Raw genomic sequence first — 23,935 nt, 5'->3', positions numbered from 1 at the left:
AAGCATTGTATATTTGCACCCGCTTTGAGAGAGAGCACACGTTCAAAAATTACAGATTGAGATTAAAAGAGACCGCCGAACGGGGCGAGAGTAGAGGTTCGAATCCTTGGGTTTTAACTAGACAATGATCAATAAACAATAAGCAATGATCATCAGGCAATTTTAGGATTGTTAATTGATAACTGCTCATTGATAATTGATCGAAGTTCATTGATATATTGAATTGACAAGGATTATAGAGTATTTATATTTTATAATCAAGTGTATAAGAATTAAGACTAGAAAAAGTCATACTGAGCAATTTCTTTAGTAGTTGTTGAATATATATAAGATTTAACGATGAAGAGTTTGATCCTGGCTCAGGATGAACGCTAGCGGCAGGCCTAACACATGCAAGTCGAACGGTAACAGGGATTGCTTGCAATCCGCTGACGAGTGGCGCACGGGTGCGTAACGCGTATACAATCTGCCTTTAAGCGGGGAATAGCCCATGGAAACGTGGATTAATACCCCATAGTATTATGATTTCACCTGGGATTATAATTAAACATTTATGGCTTAAAGATGAGTATGCGTCCTATTAGTTAGTTGGTAAGGTAACGGCTTACCAAGACAGCGATAGGTAGGGGTCCTGAGAGGGAGATCCCCCACACTGGTACTGAGACACGGACCAGACTCCTACGGGAGGCAGCAGTGAGGAATATTGGACAATGGAGGCAACTCTGATCCAGCCATGCCGCGTGCAGGAAGACGGCCCTATGGGTTGTAAACTGCTTTTATACGGGAAGAACCACATCTACGTGTAGATGCTTGACGGTACCGTATGAATAAGGACCGGCTAACTCCGTGCCAGCAGCCGCGGTAATACGGAGGGTCCAAGCGTTATCCGGAATCATTGGGTTTAAAGGGTCCGTAGGCGGAATAATAAGTCAGTGGTGAAAGTCTGCAGCTCAACTGTAGAATTGCCATTGATACTGTTGTTCTTGAATTATTATGAAGTGGTTGGAATAAGTAGTGTAGCGGTGAAATGCATAGATATTACTTAGAACACCTATTGCGAAGGCAGATCACTAATAATATATTGACGCTGAGGGACGAAAGCGTAGGTAGCGAACAGGATTAGATACCCTGGTAGTCTACGCCGTAAACGATGGTTACTAGCTGTCCGGCCTAATTGAGGGCTGGGTGGTTAAGCGAAAGTGATAAGTAACCCACCTGGGGAGTACGTTCGCAAGAATGAAACTCAAAGGAATTGACGGGGGCCCGCACAAGCGGTGGAGCATGTGGTTTAATTCGATGATACGCGAGGAACCTTACCAGGGCTTAAATGCAGTCTGACAGGTCTGGAAACAGACTTTTCTTCGGACAGATTGCAAGGTGCTGCATGGTTGTCGTCAGCTCGTGCCGTGAGGTGTCAGGTTAAGTCCTATAACGAGCGCAACCCCTGTGGTTAGTTGCCAGCGAGTAATGTCGGGAACTCTAGCCAGACTGCCGGTGCAAACCGCGAGGAAGGTGGGGATGACGTCAAATCATCACGGCCCTTACGTCCTGGGCCACACACGTGCTACAATGGTAGGGACAGAGGGCAGCTACCCCGCGAGGGGATGCGAATCTTCAAACCCTATCACAGTTCGGATCGCAGTCTGCAACTCGACTGCGTGAAGCTGGAATCGCTAGTAATCGCATATCAGCCATGATGCGGTGAATACGTTCCCGGGCCTTGTACACACCGCCCGTCAAGCCATGGAAGCTGGGGGTACCTGAAGTCCGTCACCGTAAGGAGCGGCCTAGGGTAAAACTGGTAACTGGGGCTAAGTCGTAACAAGGTAGCCGTACCGGAAGGTGCGGCTGGAACACCTCCTTTCTAGAGCTTTGTCACCTAGTGACAAGCGACAATTAGTAAGGGAAGTTCAGAGGCCAATTTGGTCTTGATTCTTATCGTCAATTCGATTAAAAATAGTGAAGAGCGAAAAGTGAAAAGTGAAGAGTTGAAAAACTTTGAACTTTAAAACTTTGAACTTGGAACTGTTTTATGGACAGTCTCATAGCTCAGCTGGTTAGAGCGCTACACTGATAATGTAGAGGTCGGCAGTTCGAGTCTGCCTGAGACTACGACCGCGCAAAGCGCGAGTTTAAAGTTACAGGTTGAAAAGTTTAAAGTTAAGCTTGAGAGACTGAAGTTCATTTGAAATAAATTAAAAGGAAATTCTAGAAGCTAAGGAATTCTAATTCTAAATTCTGAATTCTAAACTCGGAATTCAAAAATGGGGGATTAGCTCAGCTGGCTAGAGCGCCTGCCTTGCACGCAGGAGGTCATCGGTTCGACTCCGATATTCTCCACGATTCCTAGAGATAGAACGGGCATAGTTTTTACAAACAACCAGGGAGCGAAAGCTTTTTAGTTTGTAAGATCATCGAGGTTTTATCGTTAGACAGGAAAAAAGTTCATTGACATATTGAGAAACAAAGAATACGAGAACACTATTAGATAGAAATATTTAATATTAAGTAATACATTATAATACTTCTGTTTTGAGCAATCAAAATAGATTAGAGCATTAAGCAAAGCGCATACAAGCTAGATAAGGGCGTATGGGGAATGCCTAGGCTCTCAGAGGCGAAGAAGGACGTGATAAGCTGCGAAAAGTCGTGGGGATTGGCACATACAAATTGATCCGCGAATATCCGAATGGGGCAACCCACTATACTGAAGGTATAGTATCCGCAAGGAGGCAAACCCGGAGAACTGAAACATCTAAGTACCCGGAGGAAGAGAAAACAATAGTGATTGCGCTAGTAGCGGCGAGCGAACGCGCAGTAGCCCAAACCAATGAGTTTACGGACTTATTGGGGTTGTAGGACTGTAACATTGTTTGTACAAGGAATTAGAACAAGTTGGAAAGCTTGGCCATAGACGGTGACAGCCCGGTATAGAAAACTTCGTATAAAGCATAGCAGTATCCTGAGTAGTGCGGGGCACGTGAAACCCTGTATGAATCCGGCGGGACCATCCGCCAAGGCTAAATACTCCTGAGAGACCGATAGTGAACCAGTACCGTGAGGGAAAGGTGAAAAGAACCCTGAATAAGGGAGTGAAATAGATCCTGAAACCATACGCTTACAAGCGGTCGGAGCCCCTTCGTGGGGTGACGGCGTGCCTTTTGCATAATGAGCCTACGAGTTACCGTTGCCAGCAAGGTTAAGCAGTTCAGCTGTGGAGCCGTAGCGAAAGCGAGTCTGAATAGGGCGTTTTAGTTGGTAGTGGTAGACGCGAAACCGTGTGATCTACCCTTGGGCAGGTTGAAGCTGTGGTAACACATAGTGGAGGACCGAACCCGTTGACGTTGAAAAGTCTTGGGATGACCTGAGGGTAGGGGTGAAAGGCCAATCAAACTCGGAAATAGCTCGTACTCCCCGAAATGCATTTAGGTGCAGCGATATAGATAGTTTTATAGAGGTAGAGCTACTGATTGGATGCGGGGGCTTCACCGCCTACCAATTCCTGACAAACTCCGAATGCTATAAAATGATTCATATCAGTGAGGGCATGGGTGCTAAGGTCCATGTCCGAGAGGGAAAGAACCCAGACCATCAGCTAAGGTCCCAAAATATATGTTAAGTTGAAGAAACGCGGTTGAACTGCCCAGACAGCTAGGATGTTGGCTTGGAAGCAGCCATTCATTTAAAGAGTGCGTAACAGCTCACTAGTCGAGCGGTTCGGCATGGATAATAATCGGGCATAAACATATTACCGAAGCTATGGACTTTCAGTTTACTGAGAGTGGTAGGGGAGCATTGTAACAGAGATGAAGGTGAGTCGCGAGGCTTGCTGGATTGGTTACAAAAGAAAATGTAGGCATAAGTAACGATAATGCGGGCGAGAAACCCGCACACCGAAAGACTAAGGTTTCCTCAGCTATGCTAATCAGCTGAGGGTTAGTCGGGACCTAAGGCGAACCCGAAAGGGGTAGTCGATGGACAAGCAGTTAATATTCTGCTACTTGCCCCACGTTAAAGCGGACGGAGGCGTAAATTTGGTGCGTACTGACGGAATAGTACGTTGAAGGGAGTGGTAACACCCCGATAGTACACAAAAGCTACGGCCGGCGTGATAATCCAGAGGAGCGACTTCCAAGAAAAGCGAGTGGAGGCAACCCGTACCCTAAACCGACACAGGTAGTTGGGATGAGAATTCTAAGGTGCTCGAGAGATTCATGGCTAAGGAACTAGGCAAAATTGGCCCGTAACTTCGGGAGAAGGGTCGCCCCCCTTATGGGGGGGCCGCAGTGAAAAGATCCAGGCGACTGTTTATCAAAAACACAGGGCTCTGCTAAATCGAAAGATGACGTATAGGGCCTGACACCTGCCCGGTGCTGGAAGGTTAAGGGGAGATGTTAGCTTCGGCGAAGCATTGAACTGAAGCCCCAGTAAACGGCGGCCGTAACTATAACGGTCCTAAGGTAGCGAAATTCCTTGTCGGGTAAGTTCCGACCTGCACGAATGGTGCAACGATCTGGATACTGTCTCAGCCATGAGCTCGGTGAAATTGTAGTATCGGTGAAGATGCCGATTACCCGCTGTGGGACGAAAAGACCCCGTGCACCTTTACTATAGCTTAGTATTGACTTTGAACAAGTGATGTGTAGGATAGGTAGGAGACTTTGAAGCTGCATCGCCAGGTGTGGTGGAGTCGTTGTTGAAATACTACCCTTTACTTGTTTAGAGCCTAACTTCCAATGGAAGGACAGTGCTTGGTGGGTAGTTTGACTGGGGTGGTCGCCTCCAAAAGAGTAACGGAGGCTTCTAAAGGTTCCCTCAGCACGCTTGGTAACCGTGCGTAGAGTGCAATGGCAAAAGGGAGCTTGACTGAGAGACATACAGGTCGATCAGGTACGAAAGTAGAGCATAGTGATCCGGTGACACCGCATGGAAGGGTCATCGCTCAAAGGATAAAAGGTACGCCGGGGATAACAGGCTGATCTCCCCCAAGAGCTCACATCGACGGGGGGGTTTGGCACCTCGATGTCGGCTCGTCACATCCTGGGGCTGGAGAAGGTCCCAAGGGTTGGGCTGTTCGCCCATTAAAGTGGCACGCGAGCTGGGTTCAGAACGTCGTGAGACAGTTCGGTCTCTATCTACAGTGGGCGTTAGAAATTTGAGTGGACCTGATCCTAGTACGAGAGGACCGGATTGGACGAACCTCTGGTGTATCTGTTGTTCCGCCAGGAGCACTGCAGAGTAGCTACGTTCGGAAGGGATAAGCGCTGAAAGCATATAAGCGCGAAACCCACCACAAGATGAGATTTCTTTAAAGGACCGTGGGAGACTACCACGTTGATAGGCTATAGGTGTAAAGGCAGTAATGTCATAGCCGAGTAGTACTAATAATCCGTAAAGCTTGATGCGCGATGGCTCTGAGGCCGCAAAACCTCAGAGCCGCCAAATGCTTATTTTATAAGTGTATTACGAATTCTTCTTATTTTTTGTTTCTTATATATGTTAACGATATTTGTTCTAAGCAATTAGAACAGTTTTAAGCTCGACGCTTATAACTTACCTTTTAAGGTGGCTATAGCAACGGGGCTCACCTCTTCCCATCCCGAACAGAGTAGTTAAGCCCGTTAGCGCAGATGGTACTGCTGTATTGTGGGAGAGTATGTCGCCGCCTTCTTCTTGAAAACCCTTTATCCAAAAGATAAAGGGTTTTTTTATGCCCTGTTGTGAAGGATTAAAGGGAAAGTATATTAATTATCATGTTTTTATTTTAGCGTATATATCTATGCTTATATATTCATTATTCTTTATTTCACAATCTTTCATTCTTCCCTCATAATTGAACCCTAAATTTTTTAGTGTTTTGGAGGAGCTTTCGTTTTCTGATTCTACATAAGCTTCCAAACGATGTAATTTTAAATCTTCAAACAGGTAATCGAAAAGAATATTTGCCGATTCCTGAATTATTCCTTTTCCCCAATATTCAGGAAATAGCCAAAAGCCTATTTCAGCTTTATTATGTTCTTTGTTGAAATCATTATAACCAATAGCTCCACAAAATTTACTATCCTCTTTACTTCTTATAACCCACCATTGTCCTGAACCGGATTTTTCTAGATTTTCATACCAGTTCATTTGATCTTCTGTAGCTTCAAAACTTTTATAGTTTACTCCATAATATTTTATAATTCCCGGAAGGGAAAGTCCTTGAAAGACCATCTGTTGGTCTTCTTTCTTAATTTTATTAAGTAGAAGTCTTGCTGTGGAGAAATTCAGGATCGTAGCTTTCAAAATATTTAATTTTGTAGGTTAAAAATAGTAAAAGCAAATTATAGAGATAGAGTCTAACCTAGTCTCATTTTAATTATAAATATCTCTATAAAAAGTAAAGTATTTAACTAATATGAACAATAACCATAATTTTCAGTCTGTTAATGGTGGTATCAAGTAGGCGTATGATCCAGTTAAACTTAAATTGAGCATACTTCAAAATTGAAATAGATTTACAAAATCGGCGTACCAGGAATGTGATCTTTGAAGCAGGAATAATCTCTGGAAGATTTATTCAGTCAGAGCTTAACGTCAAGACATAAAAAAGAGGCTGTCTAAAAAGTGTCATTCTGGATGAAATGAAGAATTTCATAAAAACCTAAATTTGTAATTTTAAGTAAATTGAGATTTTTCGACTTCGCTCAAAATGACATTACTTTCACTTTTTAGACAGCCTCTTTGAATTAGTCATTGTATTACCTATTTAGTGAGAACATACTTACCATCCATTTTCATTGTAAACTCCATTCCGCCTTGAGTAGTAGTGCTTTCCTGATCGATTATAAGAACCATTCTATTTTGTGTAACTTCACTAATTCTCATTCTACCTTCCTGAGGTCCGGCTACACCCTGGCCTTGAACCTGTCCAATAGTTTGTGAAGTGATTATGTAATCGCCTTCTATCTTCCATGTTCCTGAGGATGATGCATTATCGATAGGAACCACTTCAGTTAGTCCCTCTGCACTCAACCTAACGTCGTAACTGCCGGCCATATTAAAAGTTTTATCATCATTGAAACTTAATGTTGCATTAATATTCTCTCCTATACCATCAAAATTGGAGCTAATATCTATACCTTCAAAGTTTCCAGTAGTTTCTCCGGAATAATTGAATGCTTCAATATTCCATTCACCAGTTAGCATGGAGGTGTCTACATCAGGAGCGTCATCATCTGATGAACAGGAGGTAAAAAAAACAAATAATAATGCAAATACTGAAAATCTAATTGTTTTCATCTTTTAAAATTTTGGTTGATTAATTAATAAAACTGAAAAAGATGTGGTAGGGTAAAGACAAAACGTCGCTATCTTTATATTAGTCAAATTACTAAAAAATTATTGTAGCCGATTTAATTTTTAAGAAAATCGTTAAAATCATTAAAAAAATCTTCTAATCGCAACATTTTGCTTGAAAGGAATTTTTTTACTTCAGGCCAGTCTTCTTTATTATATATACTTACATTTCCCATCTCAACATATATTCTTGAAATCTTTTTTTCTTCTGGTAGATCGTAATTTTCAGCAAAGACAATTTCGGGTAGATAACCTTCAGTGAGCACAGTTTTAAGAGAAAGTAATTTTTCAAAATAATAGCTACGTATTAATTCATCATTATCAACAATGTCCAGCGAAACCTGGGCTACTTTCCGATCAAAGGTGAATTTCAGCTGAATTTCCTTCATCTTAGTGTTATACAATAACCATTTATGTGGAAATTCTTTCCCGAAACTGGTCCAGAATTCCTGTCGTAATTGCTTTGATTCCTCTTTGCTGAACATTTTAAATGAAATATGCGAGTAAAATTCCCAGGATGATCACGGCCAGTTTGGTTGCATTAAAAGAATGATTTTTTGAAGACTCGAACAATATGGTTGTAGATACATGTAGAAAAATACCAATTACTATAGCATTTACGTATACAATATATTCAGAAATAAAGGCGATATTATTTTTTAACCAGCTTCCAAGAGGCGTCATTAAAGCGAAAAAACCCAGGAATAAAAATACCTTAGGCTTGCTTAATTTACTTTGAATTAAAAAAACAGAAAGTATAGCGGCAACAGGAATTTTATGAACCACAACTCCATGTAAAAGATGATTATCACTTTCTAGTGGAAAGCCTTCAAGTAATGAATGTAAACTTAAGCTAATGAGTAATAATATAGGAAATGCACTGGTGTTATCATGGAAATGTAAATGACCGTGTTCCACTCCCTTCGATAGAAATTCCAGAACAATTTGTAAGAGCAGTCCAAGCATGATAAATATACCAATACCGGAGTCAGGATTGCGATAAACAGCGGGCAGTAATTCCAAAACAGTTACAGCTAATAAATAAGCTCCACTAAAAGCGAGTAAAAGTTTAAAGCCAGAAGAGCTACCTGGTTTTAATACTAAGGATATAAAATATCCCACAATGACTGCAAGAATTGGTAATAGATAGATATACAGATTTTCTAACAAGATATTTTTGATTGATTGTACCAGGATATTCAAAAACTACGTTCTGAAGTATCCTGTTATTATTATAGTTTCGGACAAAATTAACTTATTTTTGCGGTTCTTTAAAGAAGGATTATGGATAACTACAGAATGATCGCCAAGACCCTTTATGGTTTTGAATCGATCCTGGCAAAAGAATTACTGGACTTAGGAGCACTGGACATCAAAGAAGGTAACCGGATGGTTAGTTTCGCGGGTGATAAGGGCTTTATGTACAAGGCCAACCTATGTTTACGCACAGCCATAAAAATTCTGAAACCTTATGAAAGCTTTAGGGTGAATTCTGAACAGGAATTGTATGATAATATTAAAAAATTACCCTGGGAGAAATTCCTGGCAGACGATGGTAGCTTAGCCATAGATTCAGCTGTGCATTCAGAAATATTTACTCATTCCCAGTATGTAGCTCTAAAAAGTAAGGATGCCATTGTAGATAGGTTTAGAGAAAAATTTGGAAAACGACCTGATGTAGATCTTGATTTTCCAGACCTGCGCATCAACATTCATATTGAAAATAATTTCTGCAATGTCTCATTTGATAGCTCTGGAGATTCCCTGCATAAAAGAGGTTATAGAACTGCAACGAATATTGCACCTATTAACGAAGTACTTGCAGCAGGAATGCTGTTAATGTCCGGGTGGGACGGTCAGTGTGATTTTCTGGACCCCATGTGTGGTAGTGGAACCATTCCTATTGAAGCTGCCATGATAGCCTGTAATATTCCGCCAAATCTAAACAGAAAGGAATTTGCTTTTGAAAAGTGGAATGATTGGGATGAAGATCTTTATGAGAAAATTGAAGAGTCTGCAATGAAAAAGGTAAGGGATTTTCATTTTAAGATCAAGGGTTATGATAAAGCACCTTCAGCAATAATGAAAGCGAAGGATAATGTGAAAAATGCCAACCTTTCAGATTTTATTGATATTGAACAGAGAAGTTTCTTTGAAAGCGAGAAACAGAAAGAAGGATATCTTCATATGCTTTTTAATCCGCCATACGGAGAACGTTTGGAAATCGATATAGAAGATTTCTACGGAAAAATAGGAGATACGTTAAAGCAGAATTATCCCGGAACCCATGCATGGTTTATTGCCACTAATTTCGAAGCGATCAAAAGCGTTGGCCTGCGAGCTTCGCGAAAGATTAAGCTCTATAACGGACCTCTCGAAGCGAGATTATTGAAATATGTGCTTTATGAAGGTTCCAAGAAAAAAAGTAAGCAGGAGAATAATTAATTTCTCGACTTCTTATAGAATGGGATAAGGTAAGAGATATTGTATCCAAATCCTGCTCCAAACTCACTGCTATCATAAGTTCTTCCAAATCCGGGAATGGCAAGGTTGTCAAAGTTAGTCGGTGTATTCTGTCCAATTCTCCTTTTAAGCTGTACGTTAGCTGAAAGAAAGAGATTTTTAATGATTTCAACTTTGATTCCAATCATAACTTCCCCCCAGCTGGCAGTTAAACCTGTTGTTTCTGTATTATCTTCCCTAATGTCTGGACCAAAATAGTTTGAAGATGTATAGATCCTGTATTGATCCAGGGTCTGAGAGAAGCTGGCAAACCCAAAGCGTACACCAACGAAAATTGCATTTTGCATATCCAGCCAGTTTTCATAGGCATTATAATCACCACCAAGTTTTATATAACTGCCATTAGTAAAAGTCTCGATATTATCCCCTTCAAAAGTGATCTTTTCAGTACCTAACTCTGCGGCGGCATAAAAGTTTTTATAAACTCGATAATCTCCTACTAACTGAATTCCACTAAAATTATCATCTAATAATGTGCGCAGTGGTTTGCTTAGATCTATTCCTACCCGAACTCCATATTTCTCGTTATACTGAACAGTATCCTGCGTTGCTTCCTGCTGCTGTGCTGAAACCGATAACCCAAATAGAAGTATAAATAGTAAGCTAGAAAAATATCGATACATGTGCCTGGTTTTGATCATCAACATTAGGTTCATCAATCTGTATATCCTGTATCCAGTTGGGACCGTTAGCCCCGCCATCTACATCTACCTTCAGTCCTACGTAACTCACTTTGTATGCACAGGCGCGATTGATATACTCCTCCTGGCGACCATAAGTGAAATTTATAGTGTCACGCAGACCACTATTAGTAGCTGTGCTGTCATTAGGATCTGTATTTAACGTAAACACATATTCAGTTAAGTCTGCAGAGGTTTTTAAAGGAATAGCGACGCTATCCCTGCTAAATCTGAAGTATTCTACCGGAGTACCACTACCAGTATTAATTACAAAACTTGTACTATCGGTCGCTCTTATACTTAAATTTTGAGGATCTTTTAGCTCATCAGGTTCCTCAATATCATAAAACCTAATGATTAGTAGCGGAGTGGTTTCGATGGATTCAGCACAAATATCATCCCGCTGGCAGGCAAGTGTAGTTATTAATGTGAATACAAGTAAAAAGATGTAAGTATTTTGTTTCATTTGGATACTAACGTTTTTCCAGGCATACCACATTTTCAACATGGTGGGTCTGAGGGAACATATCTACCGCCTGGATTTGAGTTACCTTGTAATGTTCATCCAGCAAAGACAGATCACGAGCCTGAGTTGCAGAATTACAGCTAACATATACAATACGCTCAGGTAATATACCAATTATTTGAGCTACAACATCTTTATGCATTCCGTCTCTTGGCGGATCTGTAATAATAACGTCCGGGTGTCCATGTTTATTGATAAAGCTTTCAGTAAAAACCTTTTTCATATCGCCTACATAGAACTCTACATTCTGTATTTTATTTCTTTCGGCATTCTCCTTTGCATCTTTGATAGCTTCCGGTACGGCTTCAACACCAATTACTTTTTTGGCATTTTTCGCAACGAATTGAGCGATAGTTCCGGTTCCTGTATAAAGATCGTACACAAGTTCATCACCTTTGAGATTGGCATAATCTCTGGTAATCTTATAGAGGTTATAAGCTTGTTCTGAGTTCGTTTGATAAAATGATTTGGCGTTGATCTTGAATTTTAAACCTTCCATTTCCTCAAAAATATGATCACGTCCTTTAAAACAAATGACTTCCTGATCATAAATAGTATCATTTGCTTTAGTATTTACAACGTACTGAAGTGATGTTATTTCAGGAAATTTTTCTGCAAGCGCATTTAGAAGTAATTCTCTTTTTTCCTGATCTTCTTTAAAGAACTGAACAAGAATCATGATTTCCCCGGTGGAGGTTGTTCTAATCATTAAAGTTCTTAGGAGACCTTCCTGATTCCTGGTATTAAAAAAAGCAAGATCATTTTCTATAGCAAATTCCTTTACAAAATTTCGAATGGCATTACTAGGATCTGCCTGTAAGTGACATTTTTCTATATCAAGGATTTTATCCCACATTCCCGGGATGTGAAAACCCAGGGCATTTCTCTGCTGAATATCTTCCCCGCTTTGGATTTCTTCCTGTGTGAGCCAACGACTATCGCTAAAAGAAAACTCCATTTTATTTCGATAAAAGTAGATTTCCTCACTGCCCAGAATTGGAGTGATTTCAGGTAATTCAATTTTACCAAGCCTGCGAAGATTGTTCTCAACTTCATCCTGTTTATATTCCAGCTGAAATTTATACTCCATATTTTGCCATTTGCAGCCTCCACAGGTTCCAAAATGCTGGCAAACTGGCTCCGTTCTTTTATCAGATAATTTATGGAACTCGGTAGCAGTTCCCTGGTAATAGGATTTTCTTTTTCGTGTAGTTTGAATATCAGCTACATCCCCCGGAACGGCATTGTCTATAAAAATGACTCGGCCATCAGGTGATTTGCCTATAGCCTTGCCTTTAGCTCCGGCGCCTGTAATTTCAATTTCAGTAAAAAGCTTGTTTTTATTTCTTCTTGCCATAGCGCAAAAATAGGATAATTAACAAGATTTAAAGAGGAGGCAGTTGAAATTTTCAGCAAACATTTAGTAATTTGCAGCAATTCAAATCTCAGGGATGATTTCTCTCCCTTTTCTTGATTTTTCAATCAAATAAAGAAGGAATTGCATAAAACTAATTCAAAAACGAAAAACTAACATGCCATTACCTAAGATCAAAACTTCAAAAGAAGCCATACAACTTGAGGACCAACATGGTGCACATAACTACCATCCATTACCTGCTGTACTTAGCAAGGGAGAGGGTGTTCACGTCTGGGATGTTGAAGGTAAAAAATATTACGACTTTCTTTCTGCGTATTCAGCGGTAAATCAGGGTCATTGTCATCCGAAGATTGTTGAAGCAATGCATGAACAGGCGTCTAAACTTGCACTTACTTCACGTGCATTTCATAATGATGTTCTTGGTGCTTATGAGCAATATGCTACCGAATATTTTGGTTTTGATAAGTTGCTTCCTATGAATACCGGAGCAGAAGCTGTGGAAACGGCGATAAAAATCGCTCGTAAATGGGCTTATGAGAAAAAAGGCGTAAAGGAAACAGAAGCGGAGATTATTGTAGCCGAGAATAACTTCCACGGAAGGACTACAACCATTATATCTTTTTCTAATGATGAAGGTGCCCGAAAGAATTTTGGACCCTATACTCCGGGTTTCATCAAAATCAACTACGATGATATTGATGCTTTAGAAGCGGCTATTGAAAATAATCCTAATGTTGCTGGTTTTCTGGTAGAGCCTATTCAGGGGGAAGCAGGGGTTTATGTGCCGAGTGACGATTATATGAGCAAGGTTAAGGAGATTTGCAATAAAAATAATGTTTTGTTTATGGCAGATGAGATCCAGACCGGTATTGCGAGAACTGGAGGATTATTAGCCGTATGTGGACACTGTTCTTGCGAAGGACATTGTGAGCGTCAGGAAAAAACGTATAGTAAACCAGATATTCTAATTCTTGGAAAAGCGCTATCTGGAGGTAACTATCCGGTTTCCGCGGTACTTGCAGATAATGAAATTATGGAAGTGATCCAGCCAGGACAACACGGTTCCACGTTTGGTGGAAATCCTGTTGCGGCTGCGGTAGCGGTGGCAGCATTGGATGTGGTTAAAGACGAGCATCTAATCCAGAATGCAAGAAAACTGGGTAATTTATTTAGACAATTGCTTGATGATTATATTAAAGAATCTAATATTGTTGAGCTCGTAAGAGGTCGTGGATTGCTAAACGCAATCGTAATTAATGATGCTGAAGAAAGTTCTACAGCATGGGATATTTGTATGGCGCTAAAAGAGAATGGTCTTCTTGCTAAACCTACCCACGGTAATATTATCCGTTTTGCACCTCCGTTGGTAATGACTGAAGAAGAGTTGAGAGATTGTGTAGCGATTATCGTTAAAACACTGAAACAGTTCGAAAAATAATCTCTAGAACATAAAATGAAAAAATCCCGCAATTTGCGGGATTTTTTATGCGATAAAATTAAAATTTATCCTCCGTATTCTCTCAATATCTCTTCCTGTATTTCCTGCATACCTTCCATACCTCCAAAGAAAATAAATACTATAATAGTACTTAATAATGAAAGGGCGCTAAGTACCAGGCCAATTATTGCTAGGATCTTTCCTGTTTTTACGTTCTGGTAACCTGTATATAATTCAGGATCTGCATTATATATTTCAATAGCACGCTTAGACATGACGAGGGCAATTATTCCAAAAATTACGCCGGCTACTCCATAACAGCAACAGCCTATAATTGATAAAATCCCGAAGATCAGGATTAATGTAGAATTAGGTAATTCTCTTTTTTCCATGGTAAATAATTTTGGTTGGTTAGTTGAATGTATTAATCATTTTGATAATATATGCTCCAGCAATGATAACAGCATTAAAAATAATAAGACCTATTTTGATGTTGTAATCATATTTAAATTTAATAAAAAGATTAATAATCAGAAATCCGAACAATACCACCAGGCTATAAATAGCCGGATACATAACAAATGCTTCTTTAAATTCTCCCTGAAAGAGGAGTAAAGCTGCACGCTGTCCCCCACAACCAGTACACTCTACACCCAACACAGTTTTATTGAGACAGGGAAGCATGTATTGTTCTAAATTATTCAATTCCTGATACTAATTTTTTTAGTCAACTCTTTGTTATCATTAGTAATTACCTTTACAATATAAATAGCATTGCTCAAATTTCCGGTCGAAAAATTAAATTCTTTCTCTTTAGCAATAAAATTTTTGTTTAGAATTAATTTTCCGTGGAGATCAAATAATTTTAAATTCTTTAATTCGGCATTGTACAAAACCTTTGTTTCCAGCTGTTCTAATGAGTTATTTTGAAATATATCAATGGTATTCAATAAAATATTAGGGAGCTTTTTTAGATCAGCTACAGGTGCAATAGAATCTGTTGTGGTGTCTTCTGCAGGCAGTTGCTCTATAAAACTTATAAAAAATCTATCGTTATAATCACCTGCAGGCAAGCTCATTTTAAAATAGCCCGTGGTGATACCAAAATAAAGATCATCCTGTGCGTCATATACAAACAAACGGTCTGGATTGAAATTATTGAATTTAGCCGCTGAAAATTTCAAACTGGTATCTTTTTTTAGGTTGATCTTAAGCGGAATTAATTCCTGATCCACCTTCGGCCTAACATTGATTAGAAAAGGTTCTTCGGAAATTGACCAGCTGATATCCTCTGAGAATCTATCCATTTTTCTTGCATCCATCCCGTGATCTTCATTAACTGTGGAAAGATTATTAAAAGAAAGTGCAAGTTGTCTTACATACATAGAATCTATCTCAATGTTAAAAATAACAGATGGATTTGCAGGTTCTAAAGATTTGAAATTGGAGACTCCCTCAATTTCTTTTTGATACATTCTTTGAGAATTCTGAAAATGAACAACCCCTTCATTTTTTCCAATGATCATAAAACCCTGTGCTATGGGCATCCGCTTTCTGGGATAAGACTCCCCAATTTCGCCGGTTTCGCTTTCGTCACTATATCGTTTAAAAATCGCCGGAATATAAATACCGGCTCCCGGAGAATAAGTTCCGTAGCCACCTTCGTAATCTGAAAGATAGTGTGAGTTGCCATTTTTCTTAGAATCCCAAAAATATGCGATACCCGTGGTTGAAATATTTTCAAATAGAAATTTCTCAAGATCTAAGGAGGACGGATACGGATTACCAACAAGTAATACCTGATCTTTTTTAACAGGAAGTTCTATTTTCCCGTCATTAGGAAGACCTCTGAAATCATACATTTGAGCGCTCCCGGGATTTATCTTTTCTCCTTCGATTAAATTAGAATTACTACCGTTTACGCCTTTCATACTAAAGCCTTCACCGGGAAGAAGATCAAAATGCTCTCCAACGTATTGCCAGTCGGAATAGTTTGCTCCTGAATAGGTATAAATCCATCTGCCGGAAATACTTAACGGGTCGCTATAGCCTTCTAATCCCGTGGTTAGTTTAGCTTTTTTGCTTTCGGTATTTGAAAGGGGATCGTATAAATAATCATTCAATTGATTTTTTCCGGCGAATCCCACCACGGGAAGTCCCCAGTAATTATAATCAAATGCATTAGAAGTTCCTTGCTGAACTACAGCAATATCACCACTTCCGGTATTTATATTAGCTGGTTTGTCACCCTGAAGCAATTGTGAACCTTTCCGAAGATATAAACTGGCTCCGGTTTCATTTTTATTATTTTTAATGAGATGAATCTCGTTCTGGACAAATATCAGCCGATCTTTTGCATACATATAGCTATCAGACTTTTCTGAAGGAGCAATATATAACTGGGCTTTTAGGACAGTTGTACTAAAAATGAAGAGAAAAAGAATGGTAAGCTTCATGAAAGCTATAAATTTGCATAAATGTAATAAATAAAACTTTGCAAATTACCAACCGAAATTTTTTAACTTACTGAAAATGAACAATTCACAAATAATTAATACCGCTCTTATTGTAATTGGTGGAGCGCTTCTTATTTACACAATCGCAGCTGAAAATGCAAATCCGTATTTTAAAATAATAGGTTTAATTATTATAATGCTGGGCTTGTACCGGGCTACAAATTACTGGGTGGCTACTAAAGATGATCACGAGAATGAAAATGAAAATTAAGGAGCCATGAGAGATCTAAAGCCTGGAGATATTGTAGAATTATTAGATGATGATTTAAGTGGAACTGTTCAGCATATAGATGGTGAACAGGTAGAAATCAAAACTGAAGATGGTTTCATCATGCAATTACCTGCAGATGATTTAGTGAAAATTAAGAGTGATATTGATGATATCGCAATGGAAGATTTTGACTTTGAAGAAATATTAAAAGAAAAAGCACCGACAAAAAAACCTGCTTCTAACCGAATAAAGCCAAAAGAGAGGAATGCTCCCCCCATGGAGGTGGATCTTCATATAAACCAATTAGTAAGGTCATCTAGAAGCATGTCTAATCATGAGATGCTCAACTTACAATTGGATACCGCCAGGCATAAACTGGAATTTGCTATGAAAAAAAGAATCCAGAAGATTGTTTTTATTCATGGTAAAGGCGAGGGGGTGCTCAAAATGGAACTGGAATATTTACTTGGTAGATATTCCAATGTGAAATATTACGATGCTGACTATCAGAAATATGGTTTAGGTGCTACTGAAGTTTATATTTTGCAGAATCCTTAATTTGTTTCTTCAGTTTCATCGGGATCTGTCTCATCTGGAGTATCTCCGCAATTCGTGTCCTGGGAAGGACATAGAATAATGTTTATTCCTGATTCACTATAGTTTCCAAAATCGTATGATTGATATTGAATGGACTCTCCTGAACCGTCTTGTTTTGTGAATTTAAGGTCTTCCACGATAATTCTATAGCCATAGCTTCTTGTAATATCATGATCTATATATACATCATGTTGGAGTTCTGCTGTTTGTGCAGCATTCAAATAATTTGAAATTCCTTCAGCCGTTTGGAATAGTGTAGGATTATCTTCATTACCTTCCTGAACTTCAAATCTGGTAAGAACACCATCATCATCATCATCATTATCGAGATAATTGGGAATTCCATCTTCATCCGCAGGTTCAGTTTCCCTTTCTCTTCTAGTTTCTATATTATCACCATCATCATCTACATCCAGGTAATCTGGTATTCCATCTTCGTCTGTATCTAAATGGTCTATTCCATCAGGATCCCAACCTTCGTCAATATTATTCAATCCATCTCCATCTACATCAACATTGGGCGATTCATCTCCAAAACTTGTTGTTATAAATACAGTAGCCCCGGTCCCACTTATCCATTCTTCTACTACCGCTGGTTCTTTAGGCGGAACCACATTGCAGAAATAATCGCTGGGGACTTCAGAATTGAATATTCTATAGACTATTCTGTTGTCTGTACTACTATCACCGGTTAAGTCAAAACTTATTCCTTCATCTTCTTCTGGCGGCTCCAGGTTACCTTCTTCATCTAAGGATACCAAGTTTTTTCTAAATTCCAGGGAAATAGATTCAAAAACATCATTATTGTTTACCGAATAAAATACATTTTTATTAGGCCCCTCACAGAATTGAACGCTACTGTCTTCAAAATCAAAACTAGTAACGATGATCTCTCCATCATCACAAGCACTTAGAAGCGCCAGGGAAAAAATGCTAAAGAATAAACGTCTCATAAAGATGCTTTTTCCACAAAAATAAAGGAATCAAACTTATAAGGAAGAGAAGTAGGAAATTATTTTATTTCCGTTAATTTTGCGACCATGGAAAATGTGTATTTTGATTCAGCAGCTACTACCCAGTTACGGGAGGAAGTGGTCGATAAAATGGCCCGCGTTTTAAAAGAAAATTACGGTAACCCTTCGTCTACCCATAGCTTTGGAAGGTCGTCAAAATCTTTAGTTGAACAGGCCAGGAAAACGGTTGCAGGTATTTTAAATGTAAAAGCCTCTGAGATCGTTTTTACTTCCGGCGGAACTGAAGCCGATAACCTGACTTTGAATTCTGCGGTTCGTGACCTTGGTGTCGAAAGAATTATTACCTCCAAAATTGAACATCATGCAGTACTTTATACTGTAGATCAACTTAAAGAGTGTTTTGAGATCGAGGTGGAATATGTGAATCTGGATTCTAAAGGAAATGTTGATCTTTCAGATCTAGAAAACCGATTAAAGGCTTCAGATAAAAAGACATTAGTAAGTTTGATGCATGTAAATAATGAGATTGGTAATAAACTGGATCTTAAAAAAACTGCGGAACTGGTAAAATCTCACAACGCATTATTCCATTCAGATACCGTTCAATCTATAGGACATTATAACCTGGATCTAAATGATATTCCGGTAGATTTTACTGCCGTAAGTGCTCATAAATTTCATGGACCTAAAGGGGTGGGCTTTGCATTTATACGAAGAAATTCAGGTTTAAAACCGCTAATTTTTGGTGGAGAGCAGGAGCGGGGCCATCGTGCAGGAACCGAAGGTGTCCATAATATTGTGGGGCTGGAGGAGTCCTTAAAACTTGCTTATGAGAACCTGCAAGAAGAAATGGAATATACACTATCTCTAAAAAAACATTTTATAGAAAGCCTTAAAAAGGAAATTCAGGGAGTAAAATTCAATGGGGAATGTGAGAATTTTGATAAAAGCACCTATACTTTAATCAATGTTTGTCTTCCATTAAGCCAGGAAAAGGCACTAATGCTATTATTCCAGCTGGATCTTAAAGGAATTGCGTGCTCTAAGGGCAGTGCCTGCCAGAGTGGAAGTGACAAAGGATCTCACGTATTAAATGCTTTTTGTTGCGAAGAAGACCTTAAAAAACCTTCCCTTAGATTCTCATTTTCAAGTTTTAATACGAAAGATGAGATAGATTATGTGGTAAAAACTTTAAAAGAGTTTATTGAAGGTTAATTAAACTTCACTCTAAAGATAACAAAAAAGCTGAACCATCGGGTTCAGCTTTTTTGTTACTTATAAATAATAATTAACCGTCATTCTGAATTTATTTCAGAATCTGTTAGTTACATATTCCATTGGAAGGAGACCCTGAAACAAGTTCAGGGTGACTTACCAAAGTCTATTTTCTGAAAAATTTCGAGGTATAGGTGGTTGTATTTCCAACGTTATCGGTAACGATCACCTTCAAATCATTTTCAGTTTCTGTTAGAACATTGTCAGAAAAATAATGCGTAAGGCTATTGTTCTTATATTCGTATTCCATCAGGATAAATTTTCCGTTTACCGTTGCTCTAAATGCATCAATACCAGAAAGATCATCTGAAATTTTAACTTTTAAAGTCTCATTTCCTGAAATCCATTGACCATCATAGAAATTAACCGGGCTAACTCTTGGAGCCGTGGTATCCCTGGCTAAAGTATACTTTCCAAAAGTTCTGGTGCCGGTAGTGAATCTATTTCCTTTTTTATAGGTAGTAGAATAACTTGGTCTCCCATTATCTGAGATCCTCGCGATAAATAGTTTATTTTTTTCTTCTTCAGAATAATTACTTACATCAAAGCCAATAGTAAAATTCTTGTGAAGTGGAATTTCATCTTTATGCACTTTTACCGCTTCCTCTGAAAAACTGATATCTAAGTAAGCATCGTCATAAAGACTTCCGCCGGGAATATAAACATCTATTTTTTCACCTTTGGCTGAAAGTCCTTTAGCGTTACTGGCAAAATATTCGGTTTCCAGTTTTTCCTTTTTCTGAATTTGATCACTAATTTGGCCTTTGATGGGGATTCTAACCAATTTTTCATTCCCTTTAAAATCGGTTACTCTAATGGTATATTGATAATCCAGGCTGTCTTTTACATTCAGTTTCCCTTCAGAAGAAAGATTTCCATAAATACTTAATGGGTTATTGGGCGTTCTATAAAGTCTTTGAACGCGGTTTCTATTGTTTGCGTAATATTCATAATCTATAAGCTGATTTAAATGTCTTGTTTCAGCAAAAGAAAATTTATCAAAGTCAATTTCAAAGACCAGATCTCCATTAAGTGTAGCTTCAATTCTATAAACGCCATTATGGTTGTAAGCACCATCTAACTGATCTACAGTAGATATACCGAAGCCTATTTCACCACAAGCTTCAACCTGATTTACAGTGTAGGTGCCATCGTTTAGCGGAATTAGATTTAATTTTTGACGTTCCTGAGAATTGTTAACATGCGCGTCATCTCCTAATGGATATGCAAAAATACCCTGAATCAAAGGTTTACGACTATCGGGAACTTCCAATCCAAACATCTGGGCATTCATTGGCCGCTGACTGCCATCGCGTATTTCGAAATGCAAATGAGGTCCGCCGCTACCCCCGGTATTTCCACTGTACGCAATTAATTCTCCCTGTTCCACAGCCAACTCACCGGCTTCAGGAAAAAGTTCTATTTCATAAGATTCTTTTGCGTATTGCTGTTTTCGTAAATATTCTTTGATTTTAGGCGCAAGCTTCTGTAAATGTCCGTAAACAGTGGTGTATCCATTTGAATGTTGTATGTACAGGGCTTTTCCGTAGCCATAATGCTGAATATTAATACGGCTTACATATCCTGCAGCTGATGCTCTAACTTCCAGACCTTCCCGTTGCTGCGTTTTAATATCTAAACCACTATGAAAATGGTTAGATCGTAATTCACCAAATGTTCCCGCCAGGACAATAGGGATGTCTAGCGGATTTTGGAAATAATCCTGAGGAAGGTTGTTCTGTGCTTGTAATGTAGAAAATAGTACTAAAAATAGCAGGCTTGTAGCGCTCTTCATAAATCTGGGGTAAATTCAATTAAACCTGGGTAAAGTTAATCAAACTTATATAGATAATAAAGTGCTTAATAAGAGAGAATTATCTACATTGTTGATTATTATTTCAAAACAGCTGAAAAAGTATTGGGATATTTCAAAGTGTATGTTAACTTTGTAGGGGTTCACATCGGTTTTAGCGCTTATGAGTGAAATTACAGAAATAGTTGATAACCTTGAGAATAGAATCAGCAAGCTTCTTCATAAATATGATGTTATGAAACAGGCGAATGATTCTCTTCAGGAAGAATTGACTTCTGTGAAAGTTGGATACGAAAAACTGGAGGGTGATTTACAGACCTCTCAGGAACAGGTTCAGACTTTAAAAGCTGCGAACGCGATGCTTGGCAGTACCGACCATAAAAGAGAAACGAAGCTTAAAATAAATAGTTTAATTAGAGAAATTGATCAGTGTATAGTCCAGTTATCTGAATAAGTTTACGTCATGGGAGATAAACTGAAAATTAAAATATCGATTGCAGACCGTGTATATCCGCTAACCATTCAACCCAGTCAGGAAGAAGGTTTGCGTAAGGCGGCAAAAAAGATCGAGGCTATGATTAAACAATTTGAGCAAAGCTATGCGGTTAGGGATAAACAGGATGTTCTTGCAATGTGTGCATTGCAGTTCGCCGCCCAAACTGAGCAAAAGGATATTGATAATTCGAGCGAAATGATTGAAGCAGAAGAGAAGTTAAGGTCACTTAACGAATTGCTGCAACAACATTTAACCTCTTAAGTTCTTTAAATAATAATAAGGTTACTGCCTGTATTAGTGCTTTTTTGATAAACTCAACACGATTCTTTTAAAAAGGATGAGTCTAAGTTGTAAAAGCGGGCCGTGTCCCTTCGTGGGAGAGCGGATTCTTGATCAACTTGTTAATCCTAAACTTGATTTAAAGGAGTTTATAACAAAACCTGACTAATACAGGCTTTTTTTTTATATATAAACAAAAACGAATGGAAATACTAATAATAGTTATAGCCGCAGTAGTAGGTCTGGCGCTGGGTTTTGCAATCGCAAAAATGCTGGAAAAGAAACAGGCTTCTGGTACAATTGCCAGTGCTAAAAAAGAAGCTGGCAGTATTCTAAAAGAGGCGAAAGCGGAAGGTGAAAGTATTAAAAAGGATAAAATTCTTCAGGCGAAGGAGAAATTCATTGAATTAAAGTCGGAACATGAGAAGGTGATTCTTTCCCGCGACAAGAAGATCAATGATGCTGAAAAAAGGATCAAGGATAAGGAATCTCACGTTTCTAATGAATTAGGGAAGAACAAAAAACTTAATAAGGACCTTGAAGAAAAGGTAGCCGATTATGACCATAGATTAGATTTTCTGGAGAAAAAACAGGAAGATATAGATAAGCTTCACAACAGTAAGGTTCAGCAATTAGAAGTAATCTCTGGTCTTTCTGCTGAAGATGCTAAAGCACAGCTTATAGAATCTTTAAAAGATACAGCAAAGGCTGATGCGATGTCCATTATTCAGGATACAGTAGAAGAAGCTAAACTTACCGCGCAGCAGGAAGCCCGTAAGATCATTATCAACACGATTCAGAGAATAGGTACGGAGGAAGCGATTGAAAACTGCGTTTCCGTATTTAACCTGGAGAGCGATGATGTAAAAGGTAGGATCATTGGTCGTGAGGGTAGAAATATTCGTGCGCTGGAAGCAGCTACGGGAGTAGAGATCATTGTTGATGATACTCCAGAAGCTATTATCCTTAGTTGTTTTGATTCGGTACGAAGAGAGGTTGCGAGGTTATCACTTCATAAACTGGTAACAGATGGGCGAATTCACCCTGCACGTATTGAAGAAGTGGTGAAGAAAACCAGAAAGCAAATTGAAGAAGAAATTATTGATATAGGGAAGAGAACAGTGATCGATCTTGGAATTCATGGTTTGCAGCCAGAATTGATCAAGATGGTTGGTAGAATGAAATATCGTTCTTCTTATGGTCAGAACTTGCTACAGCACTCCAGGGAAGTTGCAAAACTTTGTGGTGTGATGGCAGCGGAATTAGGTCTAAATCCTAAACTTGCAAAACGTGCCGGATTACTGCATGATATTGGAAAAGTACCGGAAACTGAAACAGAAGTACCTCACGCAATTTTAGGGATGCAATGGGCAGAGAAGCATGGAGAGAAACCGGAAGTATGTAATGCTATTGGAGCTCACCACGACGAAATAGAGATGAATTCATTATTGTCTCCAATCGTTCAGGTATGTGATGCGATTAGCGGAGCGAGACCGGGAGCGAGAAGACAGGTATTGGATTCTTATATCCAGCGATTAAAAGATCTTGAAGAGATTGCCTTTGGATTTGGTGGCGTCAAAAAGGCTTATGCGATCCAGGCGGGTAGAGAATTAAGAGTGATCGTGGAAAGTGAGAAGGTTTCTGATGAAAAAGCATCTAACCTTTCTTTTGAAATCTCTCAGAAGATCCAGACAGACATGACGTATCCAGGTCAGGTGAAAATCACGGTAATTCGTGAGACCAGAGCTGTAAATGTAGCGAAGTAAGTATTTTTTTATATAAATTTTAAAAAGCCCGTTCAATTTGAACGGGCTTTTTATTTTATAAATTTTGCAATCGTCAAGCTAAACTCGTTTCAGCTTCCCTTTTTTTATAGATTAGATCCTGAAAT

General features: G+C 38.9%; 20 protein-coding genes, 2 tRNA genes, 3 rRNA genes and 1 other RNA gene. 14 read left to right on the top strand and 12 right to left on the bottom strand.

Translation table 11 applies throughout. The features are described from left to right. Nucleotides 1-336 precede the first annotated feature (336 nt). From GFO_RS08920 to rrf, 5 genes are all read left to right on the top strand, one after another. Nucleotides 337-1,864, top strand: a 16S ribosomal RNA gene (locus tag GFO_RS08920). Nucleotides 1,865-2,038: 174 nt separating this feature from the next. Further along, nucleotides 2,039-2,112 (top strand) — tRNA-Ile (locus GFO_RS08915). Nucleotides 2,113-2,266: 154 nt separating this feature from the next. After that, nucleotides 2,267-2,340, top strand: a tRNA-Ala gene (locus GFO_RS08910). Nucleotides 2,341-2,570: 230 nt separating this feature from the next. Beyond that, nucleotides 2,571-5,406, top strand: a 23S ribosomal RNA gene (locus tag GFO_RS08905). A gap of 155 nt (nucleotides 5,407-5,561) precedes the next feature. Beyond that, nucleotides 5,562-5,671 (top strand): 5S ribosomal RNA (rrf, locus tag GFO_RS08900). The 16S, 23S and 5S rRNA genes sit together here with 2 tRNA genes alongside, the layout of an rRNA operon. An 80-nt stretch (nucleotides 5,672-5,751) precedes the next feature. Here rrf and GFO_RS08895 read toward each other — a convergent pair. The 4 genes from GFO_RS08895 to GFO_RS08880 all read right to left on the bottom strand — a co-directional run bounded on the left by GFO_RS08895 (nucleotide 5,752) and on the right by GFO_RS08880 (nucleotide 8,508). Next, a complete protein-coding gene (locus GFO_RS08895; RefSeq protein ID WP_011709772.1) occupies nucleotides 5,752-6,285 on the bottom strand; it encodes a GNAT family N-acetyltransferase in 534 nt (177 codons plus the stop codon). Nucleotides 6,286-6,744: 459 nt separating this feature from the next. After that, nucleotides 6,745-7,281: a lipocalin family protein gene (locus tag GFO_RS08890; protein WP_011709771.1), complete on the bottom strand. Its 537-nt coding sequence runs from the start codon at nucleotides 7,279-7,281 to the stop codon at nucleotides 6,745-6,747. A gap of 113 nt (nucleotides 7,282-7,394) precedes the next feature. Next, on the bottom strand, nucleotides 7,395-7,823 hold the full coding sequence (locus tag GFO_RS08885) for a DUF4268 domain-containing protein (protein WP_011709770.1): 429 nt from the start codon (nucleotides 7,821-7,823) through the stop codon (nucleotides 7,395-7,397). Between the two features lies 1 nt (nucleotide 7,824). After that, nucleotides 7,825-8,508: a ZIP family metal transporter gene (locus GFO_RS08880; RefSeq protein WP_041250318.1), complete on the bottom strand. Its 684-nt coding sequence runs from the start codon at nucleotides 8,506-8,508 to the stop codon at nucleotides 7,825-7,827. 114 nt (nucleotides 8,509-8,622) lie between these two features. On the opposite strand from GFO_RS08880, the gene GFO_RS08875 reads away from it, so the two are divergent. After that, complete coding sequence (locus GFO_RS08875) at nucleotides 8,623-9,783, top strand: THUMP domain-containing class I SAM-dependent RNA methyltransferase (RefSeq protein WP_011709768.1); 1,161 nt, start codon at nucleotides 8,623-8,625, stop codon at nucleotides 9,781-9,783. On the opposite strand, the gene GFO_RS08870 is transcribed toward GFO_RS08875, so the two are convergent. The 3 genes from GFO_RS08870 to rlmD are packed head-to-tail and all read right to left on the bottom strand — an operon-like array spanning nucleotide 9,780 to nucleotide 12,424. Further along, the gene (locus GFO_RS08870) at nucleotides 9,780-10,484 is read right to left on the bottom strand and encodes a DUF6048 family protein (RefSeq protein WP_011709767.1); all 705 of its coding nucleotides are present in this window, start codon (nucleotides 10,482-10,484) and stop codon (nucleotides 9,780-9,782) included. The genes GFO_RS08875 and GFO_RS08870 overlap by 4 nt on opposite strands. Then, nucleotides 10,465-11,007, bottom strand: a complete 543-nt coding sequence (locus GFO_RS08865) for a DUF6452 family protein (protein WP_148264608.1) — start codon at nucleotides 11,005-11,007, stop codon at nucleotides 10,465-10,467. Before GFO_RS08865 ends, GFO_RS08870 begins: the two co-directional genes overlap by 20 nt. Nucleotides 11,008-11,014: 7 nt before the next feature. Beyond that, the gene (gene rlmD, locus GFO_RS08860) at nucleotides 11,015-12,424 is read right to left on the bottom strand and encodes a 23S rRNA (uracil(1939)-C(5))-methyltransferase RlmD (RefSeq protein ID WP_011709765.1); all 1,410 of its coding nucleotides are present in this window, start codon (nucleotides 12,422-12,424) and stop codon (nucleotides 11,015-11,017) included. 175 nt (nucleotides 12,425-12,599) lie between these two features. Here rlmD and rocD point away from each other — a divergent pair, with 175 nt between their 5' ends. Beyond that, nucleotides 12,600-13,883 carry an ornithine--oxo-acid transaminase gene (rocD, locus tag GFO_RS08855; RefSeq protein ID WP_011709764.1) on the top strand — a complete coding sequence of 428 codons (1,284 nt, stop codon included), beginning with the start codon at nucleotides 12,600-12,602 and terminating at the stop codon, nucleotides 13,881-13,883. 65 nt (nucleotides 13,884-13,948) lie between these two features. Here rocD and GFO_RS08850 read toward each other — a convergent pair whose 3' ends face one another. Genes GFO_RS08850 through GFO_RS08840 form a run of 3 tightly spaced genes read right to left on the bottom strand, consistent with a single transcriptional unit; the run spans nucleotide 13,949 to nucleotide 16,339 of the window. Continuing rightward, complete coding sequence (locus tag GFO_RS08850; protein ID WP_011709763.1) at nucleotides 13,949-14,275, bottom strand: CCC motif membrane protein; 327 nt, start codon at nucleotides 14,273-14,275, stop codon at nucleotides 13,949-13,951. A gap of 19 nt (nucleotides 14,276-14,294) precedes the next feature. Continuing rightward, complete coding sequence (locus GFO_RS08845; protein ID WP_011709762.1) at nucleotides 14,295-14,588, bottom strand: DUF2752 domain-containing protein; 294 nt, start codon at nucleotides 14,586-14,588, stop codon at nucleotides 14,295-14,297. Next, nucleotides 14,585-16,339 (bottom strand): T9SS type A sorting domain-containing protein, encoded by a 1,755-nt coding sequence (locus GFO_RS08840; protein WP_011709761.1) that lies wholly within the window; start codon nucleotides 16,337-16,339, stop codon nucleotides 14,585-14,587. Before GFO_RS08840 ends, GFO_RS08845 begins: the two co-directional genes overlap by 4 nt. Nucleotides 16,340-16,415: 76 nt before the next feature. Here GFO_RS08840 and GFO_RS08835 point away from each other — a divergent pair, with 76 nt between their 5' ends. Beyond that, nucleotides 16,416-16,610 (top strand): hypothetical protein, encoded by a 195-nt coding sequence (locus GFO_RS08835; protein ID WP_011709760.1) that lies wholly within the window; start codon nucleotides 16,416-16,418, stop codon nucleotides 16,608-16,610. Nucleotides 16,611-16,616: 6 nt separating this feature from the next. Beyond that, nucleotides 16,617-17,168, top strand: coding sequence for a Smr/MutS family protein (locus tag GFO_RS08830; protein ID WP_011709759.1), 552 nt, complete (start codon nucleotides 16,617-16,619; stop codon nucleotides 17,166-17,168). Here the strand turns inward: GFO_RS08830 and GFO_RS08825 are convergent. Next, the gene (locus tag GFO_RS08825) at nucleotides 17,165-18,160 is read right to left on the bottom strand and encodes a hypothetical protein (RefSeq protein ID WP_011709758.1); all 996 of its coding nucleotides are present in this window, start codon (nucleotides 18,158-18,160) and stop codon (nucleotides 17,165-17,167) included. The genes GFO_RS08830 and GFO_RS08825 overlap by 4 nt on opposite strands. 87 nt (nucleotides 18,161-18,247) lie before the next feature. Here GFO_RS08825 and GFO_RS08820 point away from each other — a divergent pair, with 87 nt between their 5' ends. Then, nucleotides 18,248-19,396 (top strand): cysteine desulfurase family protein, encoded by a 1,149-nt coding sequence (locus GFO_RS08820; RefSeq protein WP_011709757.1) that lies wholly within the window; start codon nucleotides 18,248-18,250, stop codon nucleotides 19,394-19,396. Nucleotides 19,397-19,562: 166 nt separating this feature from the next. On the opposite strand, the gene GFO_RS08815 is transcribed toward GFO_RS08820, so the two are convergent. Beyond that, nucleotides 19,563-21,251, bottom strand: a complete 1,689-nt coding sequence (locus GFO_RS08815) for a M23 family metallopeptidase (RefSeq protein ID WP_011709756.1) — start codon at nucleotides 21,249-21,251, stop codon at nucleotides 19,563-19,565. 181 nt (nucleotides 21,252-21,432) lie between these two features. Between GFO_RS08815 and GFO_RS08810 the strand changes: the two genes are divergently transcribed. From GFO_RS08810 to rny, 4 genes are all read left to right on the top strand, one after another. Further along, nucleotides 21,433-21,723, top strand: a complete 291-nt coding sequence (locus GFO_RS08810; RefSeq protein ID WP_011709755.1) for a hypothetical protein — start codon at nucleotides 21,433-21,435, stop codon at nucleotides 21,721-21,723. A 9-nt stretch (nucleotides 21,724-21,732) separates the two neighbouring features. After that, nucleotides 21,733-22,026, top strand: coding sequence for a cell division protein ZapA (locus tag GFO_RS08805; RefSeq protein WP_011709754.1), 294 nt, complete (start codon nucleotides 21,733-21,735; stop codon nucleotides 22,024-22,026). Between the two features lie 51 nt (nucleotides 22,027-22,077). Then, a non-coding RNA gene (ssrS, locus tag GFO_RS17535) (6S RNA) lies at nucleotides 22,078-22,195 on the top strand. 52 nt (nucleotides 22,196-22,247) lie between these two features. Further along, a complete protein-coding gene (gene rny / locus GFO_RS08800; RefSeq protein WP_011709753.1) occupies nucleotides 22,248-23,810 on the top strand; it encodes a ribonuclease Y in 1,563 nt (520 codons plus the stop codon). The last annotated feature ends 125 nt before the right edge of the window (nucleotides 23,811-23,935 follow it).

The sequence above is a fragment of the Christiangramia forsetii KT0803 genome (assembly GCF_000060345.1).
GTDB lineage: Bacteria > Bacteroidota > Bacteroidia > Flavobacteriales > Flavobacteriaceae > Christiangramia > Christiangramia forsetii.
This window is presented reverse-complemented; position numbering and strand designations above follow the sequence as displayed.

What these genes read in the sequence shown, in the direction of transcription:
- GFO_RS08890 (WP_011709771.1), bottom strand. Translation starts at nt 7,281, where the DNA reads ATGAAAACAATTAGATTTTCAGTATTTGCATTATTATTTGTTTTTTTT.
- GFO_RS08885 (WP_011709770.1), bottom strand. Translation starts at nt 7,823, where the DNA reads ATGTTCAGCAAAGAGGAATCAAAGCAATTACGACAGGAATTCTGGACC.
- GFO_RS08875 (WP_011709768.1), top strand. Translation starts at nt 8,623, where the DNA reads ATGGATAACTACAGAATGATCGCCAAGACCCTTTATGGTTTTGAATCG.
- GFO_RS08870 (WP_011709767.1), bottom strand. Translation starts at nt 10,484, where the DNA reads ATGTATCGATATTTTTCTAGCTTACTATTTATACTTCTATTTGGGTTA.
- GFO_RS08865 (WP_148264608.1), bottom strand. Translation starts at nt 11,007, where the DNA reads ATGAAACAAAATACTTACATCTTTTTACTTGTATTCACATTAATAACT.
- rlmD (WP_011709765.1), bottom strand. Translation starts at nt 12,424, where the DNA reads ATGGCAAGAAGAAATAAAAACAAGCTTTTTACTGAAATTGAAATTACA.
- rocD (WP_011709764.1), top strand. Translation starts at nt 12,600, where the DNA reads ATGCCATTACCTAAGATCAAAACTTCAAAAGAAGCCATACAACTTGAG.
- GFO_RS08850 (WP_011709763.1), bottom strand. Translation starts at nt 14,275, where the DNA reads ATGGAAAAAAGAGAATTACCTAATTCTACATTAATCCTGATCTTCGGG.
- GFO_RS08840 (WP_011709761.1), bottom strand. Translation starts at nt 16,339, where the DNA reads ATGAAGCTTACCATTCTTTTTCTCTTCATTTTTAGTACAACTGTCCTA.
- GFO_RS08835 (WP_011709760.1), top strand. Translation starts at nt 16,416, where the DNA reads ATGAACAATTCACAAATAATTAATACCGCTCTTATTGTAATTGGTGGA.
- GFO_RS08830 (WP_011709759.1), top strand. Translation starts at nt 16,617, where the DNA reads ATGAGAGATCTAAAGCCTGGAGATATTGTAGAATTATTAGATGATGAT.
- GFO_RS08825 (WP_011709758.1), bottom strand. Translation starts at nt 18,160, where the DNA reads ATGAGACGTTTATTCTTTAGCATTTTTTCCCTGGCGCTTCTAAGTGCT.
- GFO_RS08820 (WP_011709757.1), top strand. Translation starts at nt 18,248, where the DNA reads ATGGAAAATGTGTATTTTGATTCAGCAGCTACTACCCAGTTACGGGAG.
- GFO_RS08815 (WP_011709756.1), bottom strand. Translation starts at nt 21,251, where the DNA reads ATGAAGAGCGCTACAAGCCTGCTATTTTTAGTACTATTTTCTACATTA.
- GFO_RS08810 (WP_011709755.1), top strand. Translation starts at nt 21,433, where the DNA reads ATGAGTGAAATTACAGAAATAGTTGATAACCTTGAGAATAGAATCAGC.
- GFO_RS08805 (WP_011709754.1), top strand. Translation starts at nt 21,733, where the DNA reads ATGGGAGATAAACTGAAAATTAAAATATCGATTGCAGACCGTGTATAT.
- rny (WP_011709753.1), top strand. Translation starts at nt 22,248, where the DNA reads ATGGAAATACTAATAATAGTTATAGCCGCAGTAGTAGGTCTGGCGCTG.